We start from the raw sequence: 18,101 nt of genomic DNA on the forward strand, positions 1-18,101 counted from the left end.
CCCCTTACTTCACGAGCGCAGCGATTTTTTCTGCGCCGTCTGCCATTGATGTAGCTGCTGTAATCGCTAGACCTGAATCTTTGAGAATTTGTTTCCCTGCATCAACGTTCGTCCCTTCAAGACGAACGACGAGTGGCAATTCGAGACCGACTTCTTTTGTCGCCGCAACGATACCTTCTGCGATGACGTCACATTTCATGATTCCACCGAAGATGTTGACGAAAATCCCTTTGACGTTCTCATCTGATAAGATCAGTTTGAATGCTTCTGTAACTTTCTCTTTTGTCGCACCACCACCGACATCGAGGAAGTTTGCAGGATCACCACTGAAGTGTTTGATGATATCCATCGTTGCCATGGCAAGACCCGCACCATTGACGAGGCAACCGATGTTTCCATCGAGCGCGATGTAGTTCAAATCACTTTTCGACGCTTCGACTTCACGTGGATCTTCTTCTGTTTCATCACGTAACGCTACGATATCCGCATGACGATACAACGCGTTTGAATCGAAGTTCAACTTTGCATCTAATGCAAGGACTTCGCCATCCTTCGTCGTAACGAGTGGGTTGATTTCTGCGATCGAACAATCCTTGTCGACGAAGAAGTTGTAGAGTTTTGTGACCATACCGACGAACTTGTTGACGAGCTTCACTGGAACACCCATTGCGAACGCAAGTTTACGCGCTTGGAATCCTTGAAGACCAACCGCAGGATCAACGACTTCTTTGATGATTTTTTCTGGTGTCGCTTCCGCCACCTCTTCGATGTCCATACCACCTTCGCTTGATCCCATGATGACAACACGTCCTGTCACACGATCAAGTACGATTCCAAGATAGTATTCTTTGTCAATCGCACAACCTTCTTCGACGAGAAGACGTTGAACGACTTTTCCTTCTGGACCTGTTTGGTGCGTGACGAGCGTTTTGCCGAGTAACTCCGTCGCATATTCCTTCACTTCTTCTTGCGATTTCGCAAGCTTGACGCCACCTGCTTTACCGCGTCCCCCCGCGTGAATTTGAGCTTTGACGACTTTAATCGGGCCTGACAATTGTTCTGATGCATCGACCGCCTCTTCGACGGTGAAGGCTGCGATTCCGTTTGGTACGGGTACACCGTACGAACGAAGTAATTCTTTTGCCTGATACTCATGTACATTCATGAAAAAATCCCCCTTAACCCCTTTAGTTTCGGCTCTTTCATTGTAGTTAAAATTGGAAGCGCTGTCTATCGTTATCGACCGAAAGCTTTATTTTTTCAGAATTTCATCTTGATCGAGACGATATAAAAAGGCGAATAACTCAGCGATGACACCGTACAATTCTTCTGGAATCTGTTCCGATACTTGGACAGCGTCTAGTAACGTCATCAACGTTTCGTCCTGTCGGATGGGAATATCATGTTTCAATGCCTCTTCTAAAATCCGTTCCGCGATATGTTCCGATCCCTTAGCGACGACTTTTGGGGCATGCATCTGTTCTTCGTATGATAGAGCTATTGCTTTTTTCATATATGAAGATCCACCCTTCCATTACGCGTTGAGATATCATGCGGTACGCGCTCTTTCGTCTGTTCGACCCAATCGAATCGCGTCAATACATAGCCTTGTTCCTCTAAACGAGTCTGGATTTGCGGTGTGTAGGCTTGCATGAACGTATCGACGTGCGCATTCGGATGAAAAACGGAAATCGAAACATTCCGGTCTGCGATCAAGACGTCAACAGCGACCTCACCGAGCGCCGGTAATTGAAGATACAACACGACGCGGGCATGATTTGGATCAAACGTCCGTTCGAACGGTGCTTCCATCATGAGATCGACATCTTCGAAAGGTCCAAATTGAGGTAATTGAAATAAATAGACTCCTTTCCCTGCTTCGTTTGTTGCTTGAACGAGTTGTTGCGCTAAAATCTGATCACTCGTCTTTCGATCAAGCGTTCGACCTGTCTCGTCACCCTTTGCCAGTTGAACGAGTTCGGTAAGAGCGTGCTTTAGCTGCTTTGCTTCTCCTTCTGTTACCGGTTGACCGATTTGCTTTAGGAGTTCACGTGTTTCCGCAGTCGGTACCGTCTGACGCTGTAAAAAGGAATCGAGTAACTGTGGTAGAGCCGACTTTTGCGGAACAGACTCGGTCGAGATGATTTTTAAGACCGGTTGTCCCTCTGCTGAAACGACTTGAAAGCGATACATGTTCCCTTCTTTTAGTTCAGCCGTTGTCCCAGCCGTCAAGACGCGTTGACCGACTTGGAGTTCCATCAATCCGTCCGGCAACAGTTTCAATACTTTACCGACGATGTTTGCTCCTTCCCGTAACGGCAGGTTCGCATGATCGATGATTTTAAATGGAAGTAAGGCACGATGTTCGATTTGCATGCTCGATCCCTCCTAGAGACGTTCTTTGACAGGACGGAATGTTTTCCGGTGAATCGGTGTGACGCCCAGTGTATCGAGCGCTTGTAAATGTATCGGTGTTCCGTAACCTGCGTGTGTTTCAAATCCGTATCCCGGATACTCGATCGCGTATTGTTCCATCATCGCATCTCGTGTCTCTTTCGCAACGACACTTGCAGCAGCAATTGAGACACTTCGCGCATCTCCTTTGATGAGAGAGAGTTGTGGTATATCGTCGTCGAGTGTCATCGCATCGACGAGTAAGGCATCCGGTTGCAATTGACGTAGAGCATTTTGCATCGCCTGTTTCGATGCTTGATAGATATTGATTTCGTCGATTTCAGCCGGTTCGATGATGCCGATCGCAATCTCAGCAACTTCTTGCAAATGCTTAAGTGCCGCTTGTCGCTGTACTTTACTCATCTGTTTTGAATCCGTTAGTCCCGGATGATAGAAACCGTCTGGTAAGATGACAGCTGCTGCGACGACAGGACCAGCTAGTGGACCTCGTCCGACTTCGTCCACTCCTGCAATTCGAACGTACCCTTGTTGACGATATTCGTCTTCAAATGCGAGTCGTTCCTTGAAATCGATCCGTTGCTGCTCTTCGAGCGCAAATCGTCGCTCTGTCTGACGAAACAGTGTATGCACCCCTTTTCGCGCATCTGTCGCCAGTTCCTGCTTCAGTTGAATAAATTCTTCTAGTGTTGCTTTTTGCAATCGTTCTTTTAATTCGGCTATTTTCATACACCCTGCTCCTTTGAAAAAAACTTGGACATCAAAGGATGTCCAAGTCCGTTATGCATTCGTTTCCCACTCTTCGACTGTTTCAAGCGTCACCCGACCGAGCTTTTCCGTTCGCAATTCATGCAGGAGCATTTCGCTCGTCCGCTCGAAATCGACATAACCCCCTGAGACGAAACCACGCTTTTTACCGATTGCTTCGAGTACATCAACCGCTTCTCCCGATACTTCGTCGAGTCGATAACGCTCACGTAACTGCTCCGGATACCGTGTCTTTAGCTCACGAAGGGCAAATAGCGCGATATCGTCGATGTTTAAGATATCATCTTTGATCGCTCCTGTTGCTGCTAGACGATAGCCGACGACTTGATCGTCGAACTTCGGCCAGAGAATACCTGGTGTATCGAGTAATTCCATCTCACCTGTTTTCATCTTGATCCACTGCTGGCGTTTCGTCACACCTGGACGGTCACCGGTGATGGCGATATTTCGGCCGGCAAGTCGATTGATGAGCGTCGATTTCCCGACGTTTGGAATACCAATGATCAAGGCACGAATCGCGCTCGGATTCCGACCCTTCTCCCGCATCCGTGCATGTTTTTCTTTCATTAGTCGTAAAGCGCCCTCATGGATTTGATTCAATCCTTTATTGTGCTTCGCGTCGACCGCGACGACATCGACACCATCTGCTCGTAATGCCTGCATCCATTGTTCCGTCACTCGTTTGTCTGCCATATCCGCTTTGTTGAGGACAATCAATCGCGGCTTACCTGCCGTGATCTGTTCGACCATCGGATTACGGCTCGACATCGGAAGACGTGCGTCGACGAGTTCGATCACCACATCGATCAACTTTAATTTTTCTGTGACTTCCCGACGTGCTTTGGCCATGTGACCGGGGAACCATTGAATCGTCATATCCTTCACCTCGTTCATATATTCCTGGACTTCTTGCTGATCATACGATACATGAAAAAACATCCACTCCCTAGTATACGCAACTTAAGACGAGAAAAGAAGATGAGCTGCTTACTTTTAACGGCAAGCGTCTCATCTTCTTTCGTTTTAATCGACAGAACGTACATCATTGAATGGATAGAAGACGAAGTTCGTCGTTCCGACGATTTGTTCTTCATCCACGAAACCGATATCACGACTATCTTTTGAATTTTGACGGTTGTCTCCCATGACGAATACTTTCCCTTTCGGAACAGTCGTTTCACCTGTTCGCTCTTCAAGCGTGAAGTCTTCCGTCAATGGAACACCACTCATCTGGGCTTTGTATTCTTTCAAATACGGTTCAGCTACTTTCTTATCGTTGACATACAACGTATCGTCTTTGTAATACATCGTATCTCCTGGAACAGCGATGACCCGTTTGATGTAATCTCGAGTTTCCGTTGCATGGAAGACGACGATATCGCCTCTTTCTGGTTCATTAAAATAGTACGGGACCTTATTAACGATCATTCGATCCGCATTGTGTAAGGTTGGCATCATCGATTCCCCATCAACGATGACGGGTACGAACAGGAACGTTCGAATGATAAACGCGATGACGAGCGCTACGACGAGCGCCTTTACCCAACTGAATAACTCCTTCACGAATTCCACTCCCTTGATTAACGCAATTTCTTCCTAAGGACTAGTATACGCATAAACGGCAAAAAAAAGAAGCTTGTCCGGAGACAAGCCACTTTTTCACATGATTAACGACGAATTTCTTTAATACGCGCCGCTTTACCACGAAGGTTACGGAGGTAGTAAAGTTTCGCACGACGGACTTTACCGTAGCGAACGACTTCGATTTGTGCAACACGTGGTGAGTGGAGCGGGAATGCACGCTCAACGCCAACTCCGTAAGAAATTTTACGGACTGTGAATGTTTCACTGATGCCGCCACCGTGACGTTTGATGACTACGCCTTCGAAGAGCTGAATACGCTCACGCGTACCCTCGACGACTTTAACGTGTACACGGACTGTATCCCCAGGACGGAACGCAGGGACGTCTGACTTGATTTGTTCTTGTGTAAGTTCACGGAACAATTGTTGTGTGTTCATGAATGATTTCTCCTTTTTTCACCAATGTTCTTATCTTCATTTGCTTCAAGCATCCGACAGCGGAACATCGTTAATGGGTGGCTTTTGCCACATGTTTTAACTTATCATAGATTCAGTCGTTTGACAATCCTGAAATCGAGTCTAAATAATGCTGATCTTCTTCTGTTAACGGTGCATCAACGAGGAGATCGGGACGACGCTCATATGTCCGTTTTAGCGACTGTTCCCGTCGCCATTTTTCAATCCGGGCATGGTTGCCTGATAACAAGACATCGGGTACGCGGTGCCCTTTATATTCTGCCGGACGTGTATAATGCGGATATTCAAGTAGCCCCGTCGAGAAGGAATCATCTTCGTGACTCGCAGATGCACCGAGGACGTCCGGTAAAAGTCGGACGACAGCATCGATCATCGTCATCGCAGCAAGTTCTCCTCCCGTCAAGACAAAGTCTCCGAGCGAGACCTCATCCGTCACCAACTGATCATGAATTCGCTGATCAAACCCCTCATAGTGACCACATAAGAAGACTAGTTCTTCTTCGTTTGCCCACTCTTCTGCCATCCGTTGCGAAAAACGTTTACCGGTCGGTGTCATGACGATGATTCGTCGTTTTCGTTCCGGCAGGCTCGCCATCGCATCGAAGACGGGTTGAGGTGTCAACAGCATGCCAGCTCCTCCACCATATGGATAATCATCGACCTTACCATGCCGATTCGTTGAAAAGTCCCGAAAATTGATTGTTTCGAGCATGACGCGTTCATCGTCTTGCGCTCGCTTGACGATCGAATGATCGAGCGCTGAAAACATTTCTGGAAACAGCGTCAACACACGGATGTTCATTCTTCGATCAGTCCCGGAAGCGGCGTGATTTGGATGCGTTTCTGTTCGACGTCAACGGAAGCAACGACTTGTTCAATATACGGAATCAAGACATCCTTTTTCCCGTCACGTTTGATCGTCCAGACATCGTTCGCTCCTGTCTCGAGAATATCGGATACGACACCAATTTTTGTCTCACCGTCGTAAACCGTACAACCGATGATTTCATGATAGTAAAATTCATGCTCGTCTAAGTCCTGCAAGTCTTCTGCGTGGACATAGAGTTTCAATCCTTTATACTTCTCGACATCATTGATATGATGCATCCCTTTGAACGTCACCATGATGAATTGTTTATGCTTCCGGTAGCCACTGATTGTTACCGGTGTATACGTACCTTCAGAGCCGAGAAAGACTTCTTTTCCGATCTTAAAGCGTTCTTCCGGAAAATCCGTGCTTGCAAGTAATTTCAATTCCCCTTTTAGACCGTGCGTATTAGCGATTTTCGCAATTTCCAACCATTCCATTCGTTTCACTTCCTTTCTTGAATTAAAAAAGGAGGTAAGCTTTCGCTCACCTCCTAATGTCTTACTTCGCGAGTTTCGCGTTGTGGAATTTCTCCATGATACCAGCTTGTGAGAAGAGGTTACGAACTGTGTCCGAAGGTTTAGCACCTTCAGAGAGCCATTTAAGAGCTAGCTCTTCGTTGATTTTAACTTCTGCTTCTGGTTTAGCAACTGGATTGTAGTATCCGATTTGCTCGATGAAACGACCATCACGTGGTGCACGTGAGTCTGCTACTACCACACGGTAGAAAGGTGATTTTTTTGCGCCCATGCGCTTAAGACGAATTTTAACTGCCATTCGTAAGTCCCTCCAAATAATAAATAATTTTTTCGTTTAGTCAAATTGACAACTTCATTAGTATACAACGTTACAGCAAAAGAGAAAAGACTTTTAAAAGAATGGAAGGCCAAAGCCTTTCTTTTTCCCTTTGCCCATCTGTCCGGAAAATTGTTTCATCATTTTCCGCATGTCTTCAAACTGTTTAATGAGACGGTTGACTTCTTGGATACTGCGTCCGCTACCGCGGGCAATCCGCTTCCGGCGACTCGCATTCAAGATTTCAGGTTCAGTCCGCTCTCGTTTCGTCATCGATTGGATGATCGCTTCGACATACACGAGTTGCTTCTCATCGATTTGGGCGTTTTTCAACCCCTTCATCTTCCCTTTACCTGCCCCAGGGATCATTCCCAACAGTTCGTCGAGTGGACCCATCTGTTTCACTTGCTGCAACTGCTCGATGAAATCATCGAATGTAAACGATGCATCGCGCATTTTGCTTTCTAACTCTTTGGCACGCGTAGCGTCCATTTGTGACTCTGCTTTTTCAATCAGTGTCAGCATGTCTCCCATGCCTAGAATCCGAGACGCCATCCGCTCGGGATAGAATGGTTCGATGGCATCGAGCTTCTCTCCAAGACCGACGAACTTAATCGGTGCTCCGGTGACTGCCTTGATGGAGAGTGCTGCACCACCTCGCGTATCTCCGTCGAGCTTCGTCAGAACGACTCCCGTTACGCCAAGCTTCTCGTTGAAGCTCTCTGCGACGTTGACAGCATCCTGACCCGTCATCGAATCGACGACAAGGAAGATTTCATGCGGTTTGGCGATCTCCTTCACATCAACGAGTTCCTGCATCAGTTCCTCATCGACGTGTAAGCGACCTGCCGTATCGATCAACACGATATCGTGATGATGCTCTTTTGCATAATCGAGTGCACCGGTAACGATTTCTTGCGGACTGACCTGATCTCCCATCGAGAAGACCGGTAACTCCAATTGTTTTCCGAGTGTCTCTAATTGTTTGATTGCTGCCGGACGATAAATATCCGCTGCAACAAGCAAAGGACTACGATTATGTTTTTTACGTAAATGATTGGCAAGTTTACCAGTTGTCGTTGTTTTACCTGCCCCTTGCAGACCCGTCATCATGATGACGGTCGGAGGACGGTTCGCAAGCGTCAATGGTGACACTTCTGCACCCATCAGATTCGTCAATTCATCATGGACGATTTTGACGACTTGTTGCCCTGGCGTCAAAGACGTCATGACATCCTGTCCGACGGCGCGTTCCTTTACATCATTTACGAATTGTTTGACGACTTTGAAGTTGACGTCGGCTTCGAGTAGCGCTAAGCGAACTTCGCGCATCATCTCTTTGACGTCTGCTTCAGAAATCTTACCCTTACCTCGCATTTTAGCGAGACTGGCTTGAAGCCGTTCCGATAATCCTTCGAATGCCATTAAGAATGCCTCCTACTCTAATTGCTCCAATGTCTCAATGATCACTAGGGCTTCACCCGGAAGGTCGCATTGCTTCAGCTGATCGAGTAACTGCTTTCGCCGTTCGTGTTTCTTGAACAGGGATAGTCGTTCTTCATACTGCTCGAGCATGGCTTCCGTGCGTTTTATGTTGTCGTAGACTGCTTGTCGGCTGACTTCAAACTCATCGGCGATCTCACCTAAGGAAAAGTCATCTAAGTAATAGAGTGACATGTAATTCCGTTGTTTTGGCGTCAAAAGCTCCTGATAAAAGTCAATCAGATAATTCATCCGGTTCGTTTTATCAAGTGTCATCCGAGCACCTCCGCAATGTTAAGTGAAATTCCTTTACAGATAGTATAGTACAGCCCTCACAGTGTGTTGTCAAGTTTTTTTCTTTACATGAAACGTCGCTTATTCAGCGCTTTCTTCCGTGTCGACGTTTTCTTTTTCTTCAAAGACATCGCCAAACAGGCCATATACGAATTGTTCTGCGTCAAACGGTTGTAAATCATCGATTTTTTCACCGAGACCCACGAACTTAACCGGCAGATTCAGCTCGTTCTTAATCGCAAGAACAATCCCGCCTTTTGCCGTTCCATCAAGCTTCGTCAAGACGATCCCGCTGACGTTCGTCGCTTGTTTGAAGGCTTTTGCCTGCACCATCGCGTTTTGCCCTGTTGTTGCGTCAAGTGCTAGTAACACTTCATGGGGTGCACCTGGAATTTCACGTTCGATGACACGCTTGACCTTTTCAAGTTCGTTCATCAGGTTGACCTTGTTTTGAAGACGTCCTGCCGTATCACAAATCAGGACATCAACCTTACGTGCTTTTGCTGCTTGGACGGCGTCATAGACGACAGCAGCCGGGTCGGACCCTTCGCCTTGGCGGATGACCGGTACACCGGAGCGTTCACCCCAGACTTGCAATTGATCGATCGCACCCGCCCGGAACGTATCCCCCGCTGCTAACATCACGCCCTTGCCTTCTTGTTTTAATCGGTTCGCAAGTTTCCCGATTGTCGTCGTCTTCCCAACGCCATTGACACCAACGAACAGGATGACATTCAGCTCATGATCGAGATCGAGAGCTGTCTCTTCTTCTTCGACTAACATCTTCGCAACGACTTCAACGAGGACGTCTCGGACTTGTTTTGGATCCTTGACGTTACGTCGTTTGACTTCTGTCTTTAATTCCTCGACCAAATCCATCGTCGTCGTCACACCGACGTCGGCTTGGATCAACACTTCTTCTAACTCTTCGAAGAAGTCTTCATCAACTTCTCGGAAGCGGTAGACGAGATCATTGACGGCACTCGCTAATCCGTCACGTGTCTTCGTCAAGCCTTCCGTGAATTTAGTCGTGACTTCTTGTGTCGAAGTCGTCAAGCGGTCTTTCAGTTTTTTAAAGAAACTCATTGTTTAATCTCCTTTGGTTCTTCACTTAATGTACGCCGTGCCTCTTCTAGTTTAACGGATAACACTTCTGATATCCCGTTTTGCTGCATCGTGACGCCGTAAAGGACGTCTGCTGCCTCCATCGTCCCTTTACGATGAGTGATGATGACGAACTGTGTCTCGCGTGCTAGCTGATGGACGAACTCGCCGAATCGCGCGACGTTCGCTTCATCAAGCGCTGCTTCGACCTCATCGAGGACACAGAATGGAACGGGACGTGTCTTAAGAATCGCAAATAATAAGGCGATTGCCGTCAAAGCACGCTCTCCACCAGACAAGAGCGACAAATTTTGCAGCTTCTTACCAGGCGGTTTCGCGACAATATCAATTCCACTCGTCAACAGATCACTCGGGTCAACGAGGACTAGATCGGCTTCACCGCCCCCGAATAGCTCTCGGAATGTTTCCCGGAAGTGTTCACGGACAGCATCATACGTTTGACGGAACAACCGAATGACTTCTCGGTCCATCTCTTCGATGACGCCATAGAGATCCGTTTTAGCAGCGACGAGATCATCCCGTTGCGCTGACAGGAACGTAAACCGTTCATCGACCTCCGCGAATTCCTCAATCGCACCGATATTGACGATGCCGATTTCTTCGAGTTGGCGTTTGAGCAGATGAATTTCCTCTTTCGCCTCATCATACGATAGATCGAGTGGTGCAATCAGTTCGAGCAGTAATCCCATCTCTTCAAGCATTTCTTGTCTTGTCTCAAGACGTGTACTTGTTTTCCCTTGAGAAAGTCGAAGTTGCTCGAGTGTCTGTTTCGTCGTTTGTTGATCGTCCTTTGTCTTCGCTTCGCGGATCCGGATCAAGCGCAAGGATTCTGCTTGTACTTGAATCCGTTGTCCGATCGCGACGAGTTCGGTCTCGACCCGTTGTTGTTCCTGTTCCTGTTCACGCTGTTCCGCATGCAAGGCATCGATTTTCGCTTCATCGAATCCTTCAAGGACATGACGCAAGTCACGGCGTTTATGACTACGCTCAAGCTTCGCGTGACTGACCTGTTCCGTCAGGCGTTCGATATCTTGCGTGAGTTGCGCTTGTTTCATTTGAATCGTCCGCTCTTCGAGAACTGCTTCTGCTTGTTCCTTCTTCAGTTCGTCCATCGTAACGGCGCCACGGGCTTGAGCATCCTTGAGACGATCTAAGGCTTGTCTGAGCTCTGTTTGACGCTCCGTCCATTTTGCGATCTCAACTTCCGACGTCTCGATGATCCGACGTGCTTCTTGTTCTTGTTCGAGTACACGTGCCATCTGTCGATCTTCAACCGATAATTCAGACGTCATGACAGCAAGATGACGGTTCGCATCTGCTAACGTATCGCGCGATTGTTCGAGTTGTCCTTGTAATGTTTGAATCGTTTCTGTCCGCGTCCGAGCAGTAGCATCAAGCGTCTGAATCGCCGCTCTCAGATCTTCCAAGCGGCGCATCTGCTCCCGAATGACCGCTTGCCCGCGTGTCAGTCCCTCTTTTAACTCGTCGAGCTCACGCGATTGACTGAACAATGGGGTACCCTTCTTCCGACTTCCGCCAGTCATCGTACCGCCAACGTTGACGACATCTCCTTCGAGCGTGACGAGACGATAGCGATGTCCTGTCGAACGGGCAATTTGGTTCGCCTGTTCAAGTGAGTCGACGACGAGTGTCGTACCGAGCAGGTTCATCTTTAATTTCGTCAACGACTCATCCGTCGTCACGAGATCACTTGCGATCCCGACGAATCCAGACATCCCCCCGACTTGTTCTCGCACTGAACGGTTAACTTCACGTGCTTGGAGTGAGGCGAGCGGCATGAACGTCGCTCGACCGGCATTTAATCGTCGGAGTTCCTGAATCAGACGACGTCCAGTCGCATCGGTATCAACAACGATGTTTTGCATCGCCCCACCGAGCGCTGTCTCGATTGCCGCTTCAAACCGCGCCGGAACCGAAATCAACTCTGCGACCGCCCCGTGAATACCTGGGTGATGATCTCGTTGTTTTAAAATCGTCTTAACGGCACCGAAATAACCGCTATAGTCGGCTTTGACAGATTCAAGGAATTCAATCCGGTCTTCCGTTTTATGACGACGTCGCTCTAAATCCGCAACGGACTGTTCGACTTGGCGTAACGCATGTTGTTGTTCATTTCGTGCAACAAGTGCCTTTGTTTCTTCGTCTGTTGCTTGGTCCAACTTCGTCCGGATCGAAGCAACATCCGCTTCTAGTCGAGCGACATCTTCCTCGAGTTGACGACGTGTCGATTGTTTCGTACCGCTATCCGCCGTAAAAGAACGTTGTTGTTCTTCTGCCTGCATGAGATCTTGCTTCGCCCGGTTATAGGCATTATTCGTCGCAGCTAATCGACTCGCCACATCAAAAGCTTCCGAACGTAATGTTTCAGCTTCCTTATCAAAATCACGATCGGTTTGTGTCAGCGCTTGATCGGCTCGTTCTCGTTCAGCCGTGATCCGTTTTGCGTCCTGATCGACTTCTGCTTGGCGTTCTTGTAAAGCCGTCAATTCGCGTTCCAGTTCCTTGACGCGTTCTTCGACGACGGCAACCTCTTGTTCGAGTCGCTCTTTCGTCTCGGTTCCGTGCTTTTCACGCTCTTTCGCTAGGTTAAGGGCACCTTGGATCTCAACAAGTCGCGTCGAGACATGTCGAAGTTGCTCCTGCAAAGTGTTTTCTTGTTGTCGTTCTTCTTCAAGCATCGATTCTTGTTTCTCTCGTGACACGACGGTCTCTTCGTAGGTCGCCTTTTGAAACTCAAGGCGTTCTTCACATTGGGCGATGTCACGCGCCAATGTTTCGAGCTCCGTCTGATACGTCGTGATTTCATGCGCCAAGATGCCACGTTCCAGTACATCATGCCGTTCTCGAGCGACGAGATACTCTTTCGCGAGCGCCGCTTGTTCACGTAACGGCTCGATTCGTCCGCCCAGTTCATATAAAATATCATCGACACGCGATAGATTCGCTTCCGTATCACTTAATTTCCGCTCTGCTTGCTTCTTGCGATGACGATACTTCAAAACGCCTGCTGCTTCCTCAATGACAGCACGACGTTCTTCCGGTTTACCGGAGATGACTTGTTCAACTCGCCCTTGTCCGATGATCGCAAAGGCGTCACGTGACAAGCCTGTGTCCATGAACAGATCAAGGACATCCTTCAGACGACATGGTTTTTTATTTAAAAAATAATCGCTGTCTCCATTGCGGCTGACACGACGCGTGACGCTGATTTCCTGATACGGTAAAGCAACCGTTCCCGACTCGTTGTCTAAGACGAGTGTCACTTCAGCAAATTGTTTCCGGTGTTCAGACAGACTGCCGGCAAAAATGACGTCTTCCATCTTCGCCCCGCGCAGGGACTTCGCAGATTGTTCTCCGAGCACCCAACGGACAGCGTCCGATATATTTGATTTCCCACTTCCGTTCGGTCCGACGACTGCCGTGACACCCGGAAGGAATTCTAGTTCAGTTCGACTGGCAAATGATTTGAAGCCATTGATTTCAATTCGTTTTAAGTACATCTTGATCACCCGTATGTTTAAATTTCTTTTGAATTTCTTTCAGTTTACCATAGCCGAAACGCTAGCAACATGATAGGTTTTAAGGTAGTATCATGCGAAACAAGAAGAAGAGGAGCGAATAACACGATGACGATTGAACAAATGATTGAAGCAATCTTAGATAAATTGAACATCATCAACAAAGGGGTCATTAAAGCAGACCAGTTCGACGGCTCAAAAAATGAGGACTTAAAAGAGATTTATGAGTTCGTCATGATGCGCGACTCGTTATCACTTGCAGAGGTCGATGCGATCGTCGACGAACTGAAATCCCTCAAGACTGTCTAATCAAGCGAACTTCACACGATAAAGGCCGATCATCTCTCACGCATTCGAGAGATGGTCGGCCTTTTGTTGCTTAAAACTGTTTCTTTAATTCAAGTAAGGCTTGTTTTGCCGCCTGTTGTTCTGCCTCTTTTTTCGATCGGCCTGTCCCGATCCCTTCAAGCTCATCCGCGACTTGGACACGCGAGATAAATTCCCGACTATGCGCCGGACCGCGCTCCTCGATGATTTCATACTCGATGACACCTAAACCGACACGTTGAATCGCTTCCTGTAATTGACTCTTGAAATCTGTCTGTTCTTCAAAAAAGCCTGTCGCCACTTTCGGAAAAACCGCTTCGGCGAGGAATCGTTCGGCTGCTTCGATGCCTTGGTCAAGATACAAGGCGCCAATGAAGGATTCGAAGACATCCGCAAGTAAGGCTGGACGATTCCGACCACCGGTCAGTTCTTCCCCCTTACCTAACAGAATCATATCGGAAAACTGATAGTGATTCGCAAATTGGACGAGTGACGGTTCACAGACAATCGCCGCTCGCAATTTCGTTAATTCCCCCTCGGAACGTTCCGGGTAGTGTTCGAATAGATAGCGTGACACCGTCAACTCTAAGACAGCGTCCCCTAAAAATTCTAGGCGTTCATTATCCCCTTCTGACTCGCGTTGTTCATTGACGAACGAAGAGTGCGTGAAGGCTTGTTTTAATAGCTCGACATTAGAAAACGTGATATTCAGACGCTCTTGTAACGCTTCGAATTTCTGCTCGATTTGAGCGAGCGTCCGAGCATCCTTGCGTCGTTTTACATAGGGTCCTTTTCGGACACGACGTCCTTTTTGATTCGTCATAGTTCCTCCTAAACAGCTAAAGCCCACCGCAAAATGCGGTGGGTCAGCTTCAATGATCAGACTTGTGTTTCGATGTAGTTGACGACATCGCCGACAGTCTTCAAGTTTTCTGCTTGCTCATCTTCGATCGTGATTTCGAACTTGTCTTCTAAGTCCATGACGAGTTCCATGACTTCTAGAGAGTCAGCACCGAGGTCGTCTTTGAACGATTTATCAAGTGTGATTTCACTTTGTTCTTTACCTAATTTTTCTGCGATTGCTTCTTGTACGTCTACTAAGATTTGTTCTTTTGTCATTTTAAAATCCCTCCATGAGTTGAGTATATAAGATGATTGCCGATTTGGCAAAGTACTACCGTTAGTTGTGTTACATCGTCATGCCGCCATCGACGGCAAGAGTTTGTCCTGTGATATATCGCGCTTCATCTGAAGCGATGAAACTGACGAGTGAAGCGATATCGTCCGTTTGACCGAAGCGTTTCAACGGAATTTGCCCGAGTGACAGGTTCCGCTGTTCTTCCGTCAATTCATCCGTCATGTCCGTCTCGATAAAGCCTGGACAGATGGCATTGACTGTGACGCTTTTACTAGCGAGTTCACGTGCGACGGATTTCGTCAGCCCGATCAGACCCGCTTTCGCAGCGACATAGTTCGCTTGCCCTGGATTTCCGGAAATACCGACGACTGATGCGATGTTGATGATACGACCGCTTGTTTTTAACAATGGACGTGTCGCAGCTTGCGTGACAAGAAACGCTCCCTTGAGGTTCGTATCGATGACAGCATCGAAATCCGCTTCCTTCATGCGCATTAGCAAACCATCGCGCGTGATGCCGGCATTATTAACGACACAATCCAGTTGACCGAACGTGTCGATTGTCTGTTTGATCATCTGTTTGACAGCATCCGCTTCAGCGACATTCGCTTGAATCGCGAGTGCCTCTCCGCCTGCTTCCTTGATTTCACGGACAACAGCTTCCGCCTTGTCCGTGCTTCCTGCATAGTTGACGACGACACGGAAACCATCTGTTGCCAATCGCTTCGCGATGGCAGCTCCGATGCCGCGTGACGCGCCAGTGACGAGTGCTACTTTACTCAACGAATTCCCTCCGCTTCCAATTGCTCAAGTGTCGTGATGCTGATGATTTTCGCATCTTTTTTGATTCGTTTCACGAGACCGCTCAATGGAGATGATGGACCGAACTCGATGAATGTATCTGCACCCTCTTCAATCAGACGCTCGACACATGCTTCGAACCGGACCGGTGAATAGAGCTGTTGAACGAGCAAACGAATCAATTTGTCTGGTTGATCGTGGAACGCACTGTCGACGTTCGAGATGAATTTCGTCTTCGCTGCTTCAAACGGTGACGAGACGAGAATGTCTTCGAATCGTGGTGCGAATGGTGTCATGAGTGACGAATGGAACGCACCTGAAACATCAAGCGGTAAGACACGTTTTGCTCCGAGCTCTTTTAACTTCGCTGTAGCGGATTCGACCGCTGCAATTTGTCCGGAGATGACGAATTGCCCAGGACAGTTGTAGTTCGCTATCTGGACAATCTCTCCCGTTGCCGCAATCGATTCGACCGCGTGATGGGCTGCCTCGACATCATTCATACCGATGACTGCCGCCATCGTTCCACCCGTGACTTGATTCATAAGTTTTCCGCGTTCGCGGACGAGATAGACGGCTTCAGACGGTGTGATGACAGAAGCTGCGACGAGCGCGCTATATTCTCCAACACTGTGTCCGAGTACGAAATCAGGTGTGTGTCCTTGTGCTGCGTACTGCTGTGCGAGTAATGCACTATGTGCGACGATGGCTGGTTGAGCGATGTCCGTCGCTTTCAATTCATCCTTCGTCCCTGTCGTCATCAGCGTCGTCAGATCCAGACCAATTCGCGTTCCGAGGTCAGCGAGTGCTTGGCGTGTCTCGTCTTGCGTGATAAGCGTCTGTCCCATTCCAGGCGTCTGTGACCCTTGTCCTGGAAACATCCAAACTGTTTTCCCCATCTCGTCTCACTCCTTCTTAACGTGCTTCTGTTGCCTTCGCTTGAACGATTTTGGCAACGACTTCTTGTTCGACCATCTTTTCCGCTTGAACGAGCGCTCGGCTGAATGCGTAGGCATTACTTGAACCATGCGCCTTGATGACCGGAGCCGCAATGCCGAATAGTCCGGCACCGCCATATTCTTCATAAGCGAGCAACTGCTTCATTTTTTTCAACTTCGGTTTCAGTACGAGAGCGGCAAGCTTTGATGTCCACGAGCTCATGAACTGTTCCTTCATGACACCCATGATCATACTGGCAGCCCCTTCTGTACTCTTAAGTAACGTATTGCCGGCAAAACCTTCCGTGACGATGACATCGACGTCACCGCTCATCGCTTCTCTCGCCTCGACGTTCCCAACGAAATGAATCGGTGCTGTCTCAAGTAGCGGATACGTTTCCTTCGTCAGTGCATTCCCTTTACCGGCTTCTGATCCGATATTCAGGAGTCCGACTTTCGGACGTGTGATGCCGCGAACTTGTTCTGCGTAGACAGACCCCATGATGGCATAATCGAGCAAATGCTCTGCCTTCGCATCCGGGTTGGCGCCAACATCTAAGATGACGACACCTTTCCCATTACGTGTCGGGAAAGTCGGGGCCAGTGCAGGACGGTCAACTCCTTCGATTCGACCGATGACGAACAATCCGGCAGTCATGAGCGCTCCCGTGTTTCCTGCTGAAATCAAGGCATCTGCTTCTCCTGATTTCACCAGGTTTGCAGCCACAACGAGTGAGCTATCTTTCTTGCGGCGAATCGCACGTACCGGTTCATCTTCTCCGGTGATGACGGATGCCGCGTGGACGATCGTCACGCGCGGATCCTCGATTGTGTATGAGCGTAATTTCAACTCATCTCCGACTAGTCGGATATCGATGTCTTCGTTTGGACGTTCTGCCAAATAGGCAACGACCCCTTCTACGATGGCACGGGGTGCGTGGTCGCCCCCCATAGCGTCAACTGCTAAAATCATTTCGATTCCTCCTTACTACTTCGATACACCGTGAACTCACCGATGAAGACACATTCTTCACCGACATAACTCTCCACCGTGATGTCAGAACGCCCATCTTGACGATGGGAACTGACGAACGCCTTCGCAACGACGCGTTCTCCGACATGAACGGAGCGTGTGAACTGAACGTTCGCACGTGTCGTCAACGCGAGTTCATCGTCGATGAGCGCAATCGCAAGCGAGTTTGCCTGCGCAAACAAAATATGTCCGCGGGCGATCGCATTCCGACTAAACGCATGTTCCGGCAAAATCTCAAGGATCGAGATCGCAGATGTATCGAGTTTCAGGTCAATCATATCACCAATGACTTCATTTTCAGTCAACGTACGCACATCATCCAGCCGTTCGGTCGCGACGTGTTTAATTCGCTCCCGTAATTCCGGAATTTTTAATTCCATCCGGTCGAGACGAATCGTCTGGATACTGACACGGAATCGTGTCGCCAGCGCTTCATCCGTGATGAACGGATTTTGCTCGATCGTCTGTAATAATTCTTGTTGTCTCTCTTTTTTAGGTACCCGCATGTATGTTCCTCCCAC

Annotated in this window: 21 protein-coding genes; 1 reads left to right on the forward strand and 20 read right to left on the reverse strand. The window is 48.4% G+C overall.

Annotated features, from left to right (window positions below):
• Positions 1-4: 4 nt before the first annotated feature.
• The 14 genes from sucC to smc all read right to left on the reverse strand — a co-directional run bounded on the left by sucC (position 5) and on the right by smc (position 13,325).
• Complete coding sequence (gene sucC, locus ESP131_RS12805; RefSeq protein ID WP_023468732.1) at positions 5-1,165, reverse strand: ADP-forming succinate--CoA ligase subunit beta; 1,161 nt, start codon at positions 1,163-1,165, stop codon at positions 5-7.
• An 87-nt stretch (positions 1,166-1,252) separates the two neighbouring features.
• The gene (locus ESP131_RS12810) at positions 1,253-1,513 is read right to left on the reverse strand and encodes an EscU/YscU/HrcU family type III secretion system export apparatus switch protein (RefSeq protein ID WP_023468733.1); all 261 of its coding nucleotides are present in this window, start codon (positions 1,511-1,513) and stop codon (positions 1,253-1,255) included.
• Positions 1,510-2,376 carry a flagellar hook-length control protein FliK gene (locus ESP131_RS12815; RefSeq protein WP_029342085.1) on the reverse strand — a complete coding sequence of 289 codons (867 nt, stop codon included), beginning with the start codon at positions 2,374-2,376 and terminating at the stop codon, positions 1,510-1,512. The genes ESP131_RS12810 and ESP131_RS12815 overlap by 4 nt, the downstream gene beginning before the upstream one ends.
• 12 nt (positions 2,377-2,388) lie before the next feature.
• A complete protein-coding gene (locus ESP131_RS12820) occupies positions 2,389-3,141 on the reverse strand; it encodes a ribonuclease HII (protein WP_029342086.1) in 753 nt (250 codons plus the stop codon).
• A 51-nt stretch (positions 3,142-3,192) separates the two neighbouring features.
• On the reverse strand, positions 3,193-4,056 hold the full coding sequence (gene ylqF, locus ESP131_RS12825) for a ribosome biogenesis GTPase YlqF (protein ID WP_029342087.1): 864 nt from the start codon (positions 4,054-4,056) through the stop codon (positions 3,193-3,195).
• A gap of 147 nt (positions 4,057-4,203) precedes the next feature.
• Positions 4,204-4,743, reverse strand: coding sequence for a signal peptidase I (gene lepB / locus ESP131_RS12830; RefSeq protein WP_034786034.1), 540 nt, complete (start codon positions 4,741-4,743; stop codon positions 4,204-4,206).
• Between the two features lie 104 nt (positions 4,744-4,847).
• Positions 4,848-5,201, reverse strand: coding sequence for a 50S ribosomal protein L19 (gene rplS, locus ESP131_RS12835; protein ID WP_023468738.1), 354 nt, complete (start codon positions 5,199-5,201; stop codon positions 4,848-4,850).
• 112 nt (positions 5,202-5,313) lie between these two features.
• Positions 5,314-6,042, reverse strand: a complete 729-nt coding sequence (gene trmD, locus ESP131_RS12840; protein WP_029342089.1) for a tRNA (guanosine(37)-N1)-methyltransferase TrmD — start codon at positions 6,040-6,042, stop codon at positions 5,314-5,316.
• Positions 6,039-6,548: a ribosome maturation factor RimM gene (rimM, locus tag ESP131_RS12845; protein WP_047393795.1), complete on the reverse strand. Its 510-nt coding sequence runs from the start codon at positions 6,546-6,548 to the stop codon at positions 6,039-6,041. Before rimM ends, trmD begins: the two co-directional genes overlap by 4 nt.
• A gap of 61 nt (positions 6,549-6,609) precedes the next feature.
• Positions 6,610-6,885, reverse strand: a complete 276-nt coding sequence (rpsP, locus tag ESP131_RS12850) for a 30S ribosomal protein S16 (protein WP_023468741.1) — start codon at positions 6,883-6,885, stop codon at positions 6,610-6,612.
• A 93-nt stretch (positions 6,886-6,978) separates the two neighbouring features.
• Entirely contained in the window at positions 6,979-8,328 is a 1,350-nt protein-coding gene (gene ffh / locus ESP131_RS12855; RefSeq protein WP_023468742.1) for a signal recognition particle protein, read from the reverse strand.
• A 12-nt stretch (positions 8,329-8,340) separates the two neighbouring features.
• Complete coding sequence (locus tag ESP131_RS12860) at positions 8,341-8,661, reverse strand: putative DNA-binding protein (RefSeq protein ID WP_023468743.1); 321 nt, start codon at positions 8,659-8,661, stop codon at positions 8,341-8,343.
• A 99-nt stretch (positions 8,662-8,760) separates the two neighbouring features.
• Complete coding sequence (gene ftsY / locus ESP131_RS12865; protein ID WP_069940834.1) at positions 8,761-9,765, reverse strand: signal recognition particle-docking protein FtsY; 1,005 nt, start codon at positions 9,763-9,765, stop codon at positions 8,761-8,763.
• Positions 9,762-13,325: a chromosome segregation protein SMC gene (gene smc / locus ESP131_RS12870; RefSeq protein WP_047393786.1), complete on the reverse strand. Its 3,564-nt coding sequence runs from the start codon at positions 13,323-13,325 to the stop codon at positions 9,762-9,764. The genes ftsY and smc overlap by 4 nt, the downstream gene beginning before the upstream one ends.
• A 126-nt stretch (positions 13,326-13,451) precedes the next feature.
• Between smc and ESP131_RS12875 the strand changes: the two genes are divergently transcribed.
• Positions 13,452-13,652: a DUF1128 family protein gene (locus ESP131_RS12875; protein ID WP_029342093.1), complete on the forward strand. Its 201-nt coding sequence runs from the start codon at positions 13,452-13,454 to the stop codon at positions 13,650-13,652.
• Positions 13,653-13,722: 70 nt separating this feature from the next.
• On the opposite strand, the gene rnc is transcribed toward ESP131_RS12875, so the two are convergent.
• The 6 genes from rnc to fapR form a co-directional block, all read right to left on the reverse strand.
• Positions 13,723-14,493: a ribonuclease III gene (gene rnc, locus ESP131_RS12880; protein WP_023468747.1), complete on the reverse strand. Its 771-nt coding sequence runs from the start codon at positions 14,491-14,493 to the stop codon at positions 13,723-13,725.
• Between the two features lie 56 nt (positions 14,494-14,549).
• Positions 14,550-14,789 (reverse strand): acyl carrier protein, encoded by a 240-nt coding sequence (gene acpP / locus ESP131_RS12885; RefSeq protein WP_029342095.1) that lies wholly within the window; start codon positions 14,787-14,789, stop codon positions 14,550-14,552.
• Positions 14,790-14,859: 70 nt separating this feature from the next.
• On the reverse strand, positions 14,860-15,591 hold the full coding sequence (gene fabG, locus ESP131_RS12890; protein ID WP_047393782.1) for a 3-oxoacyl-[acyl-carrier-protein] reductase: 732 nt from the start codon (positions 15,589-15,591) through the stop codon (positions 14,860-14,862).
• A complete protein-coding gene (fabD, locus tag ESP131_RS12895; RefSeq protein WP_069940835.1) occupies positions 15,588-16,508 on the reverse strand; it encodes an ACP S-malonyltransferase in 921 nt (306 codons plus the stop codon). Before fabD ends, fabG begins: the two co-directional genes overlap by 4 nt.
• A gap of 16 nt (positions 16,509-16,524) precedes the next feature.
• Positions 16,525-17,520, reverse strand: coding sequence for a phosphate acyltransferase PlsX (gene plsX, locus ESP131_RS12900; protein ID WP_029342098.1), 996 nt, complete (start codon positions 17,518-17,520; stop codon positions 16,525-16,527).
• Positions 17,517-18,086: a transcription factor FapR gene (gene fapR / locus ESP131_RS12905; protein WP_023468752.1), complete on the reverse strand. Its 570-nt coding sequence runs from the start codon at positions 18,084-18,086 to the stop codon at positions 17,517-17,519. The genes plsX and fapR overlap by 4 nt, the downstream gene beginning before the upstream one ends.
• Positions 18,087-18,101: the final 15 nt, after the last annotated feature.

It is taken from the genome of Exiguobacterium sp. U13-1, from assembly GCF_001750115.1.
GTDB classification, from domain to species: domain Bacteria; phylum Bacillota; class Bacilli; order Exiguobacteriales; family Exiguobacteriaceae; genus Exiguobacterium_A; species Exiguobacterium_A acetylicum.

Coding starts and splice junctions, on each gene's coding strand:
- sucC (WP_023468732.1), bottom strand. CDS start 1,165: ATGAATGTACATGAGTATCAGGCAAAAGAATTACTTCGTTCGTACGGT.
- ESP131_RS12810 (WP_023468733.1), bottom strand. CDS start 1,513: ATGAAAAAAGCAATAGCTCTATCATACGAAGAACAGATGCATGCCCCA.
- ESP131_RS12815 (WP_029342085.1), bottom strand. CDS start 2,376: ATGCAAATCGAACATCGTGCCTTACTTCCATTTAAAATCATCGATCAT.
- ESP131_RS12820 (WP_029342086.1), bottom strand. CDS start 3,141: ATGAAAATAGCCGAATTAAAAGAACGATTGCAAAAAGCAACACTAGAA.
- ylqF (WP_029342087.1), bottom strand. CDS start 4,056: ATGACGATTCAATGGTTCCCCGGTCACATGGCCAAAGCACGTCGGGAA.
- rplS (WP_023468738.1), bottom strand. CDS start 5,201: ATGAACACACAACAATTGTTCCGTGAACTTACACAAGAACAAATCAAG.
- trmD (WP_029342089.1), bottom strand. CDS start 6,042: ATGAACATCCGTGTGTTGACGCTGTTTCCAGAAATGTTTTCAGCGCTC.
- rimM (WP_047393795.1), bottom strand. CDS start 6,548: ATGGAATGGTTGGAAATTGCGAAAATCGCTAATACGCACGGTCTAAAA.
- rpsP (WP_023468741.1), bottom strand. CDS start 6,885: ATGGCAGTTAAAATTCGTCTTAAGCGCATGGGCGCAAAAAAATCACCT.
- ffh (WP_023468742.1), bottom strand. CDS start 8,328: ATGGCATTCGAAGGATTATCGGAACGGCTTCAAGCCAGTCTCGCTAAA.
- ESP131_RS12860 (WP_023468743.1), bottom strand. CDS start 8,661: ATGACACTTGATAAAACGAACCGGATGAATTATCTGATTGACTTTTAT.
- ftsY (WP_069940834.1), bottom strand. CDS start 9,765: ATGAGTTTCTTTAAAAAACTGAAAGACCGCTTGACGACTTCGACACAA.
- smc (WP_047393786.1), bottom strand. CDS start 13,325: ATGTACTTAAAACGAATTGAAATCAATGGCTTCAAATCATTTGCCAGT.
- ESP131_RS12875 (WP_029342093.1), top strand. CDS start 13,452: ATGACGATTGAACAAATGATTGAAGCAATCTTAGATAAATTGAACATC.
- rnc (WP_023468747.1), bottom strand. CDS start 14,493: ATGACGAATCAAAAAGGACGTCGTGTCCGAAAAGGACCCTATGTAAAA.
- acpP (WP_029342095.1), bottom strand. CDS start 14,789: ATGACAAAAGAACAAATCTTAGTAGACGTACAAGAAGCAATCGCAGAA.
- fabD (WP_069940835.1), bottom strand. CDS start 16,508: ATGGGGAAAACAGTTTGGATGTTTCCAGGACAAGGGTCACAGACGCCT.
- plsX (WP_029342098.1), bottom strand. CDS start 17,520: ATGATTTTAGCAGTTGACGCTATGGGGGGCGACCACGCACCCCGTGCC.
- fapR (WP_023468752.1), bottom strand. CDS start 18,086: ATGCGGGTACCTAAAAAAGAGAGACAACAAGAATTATTACAGACGATC.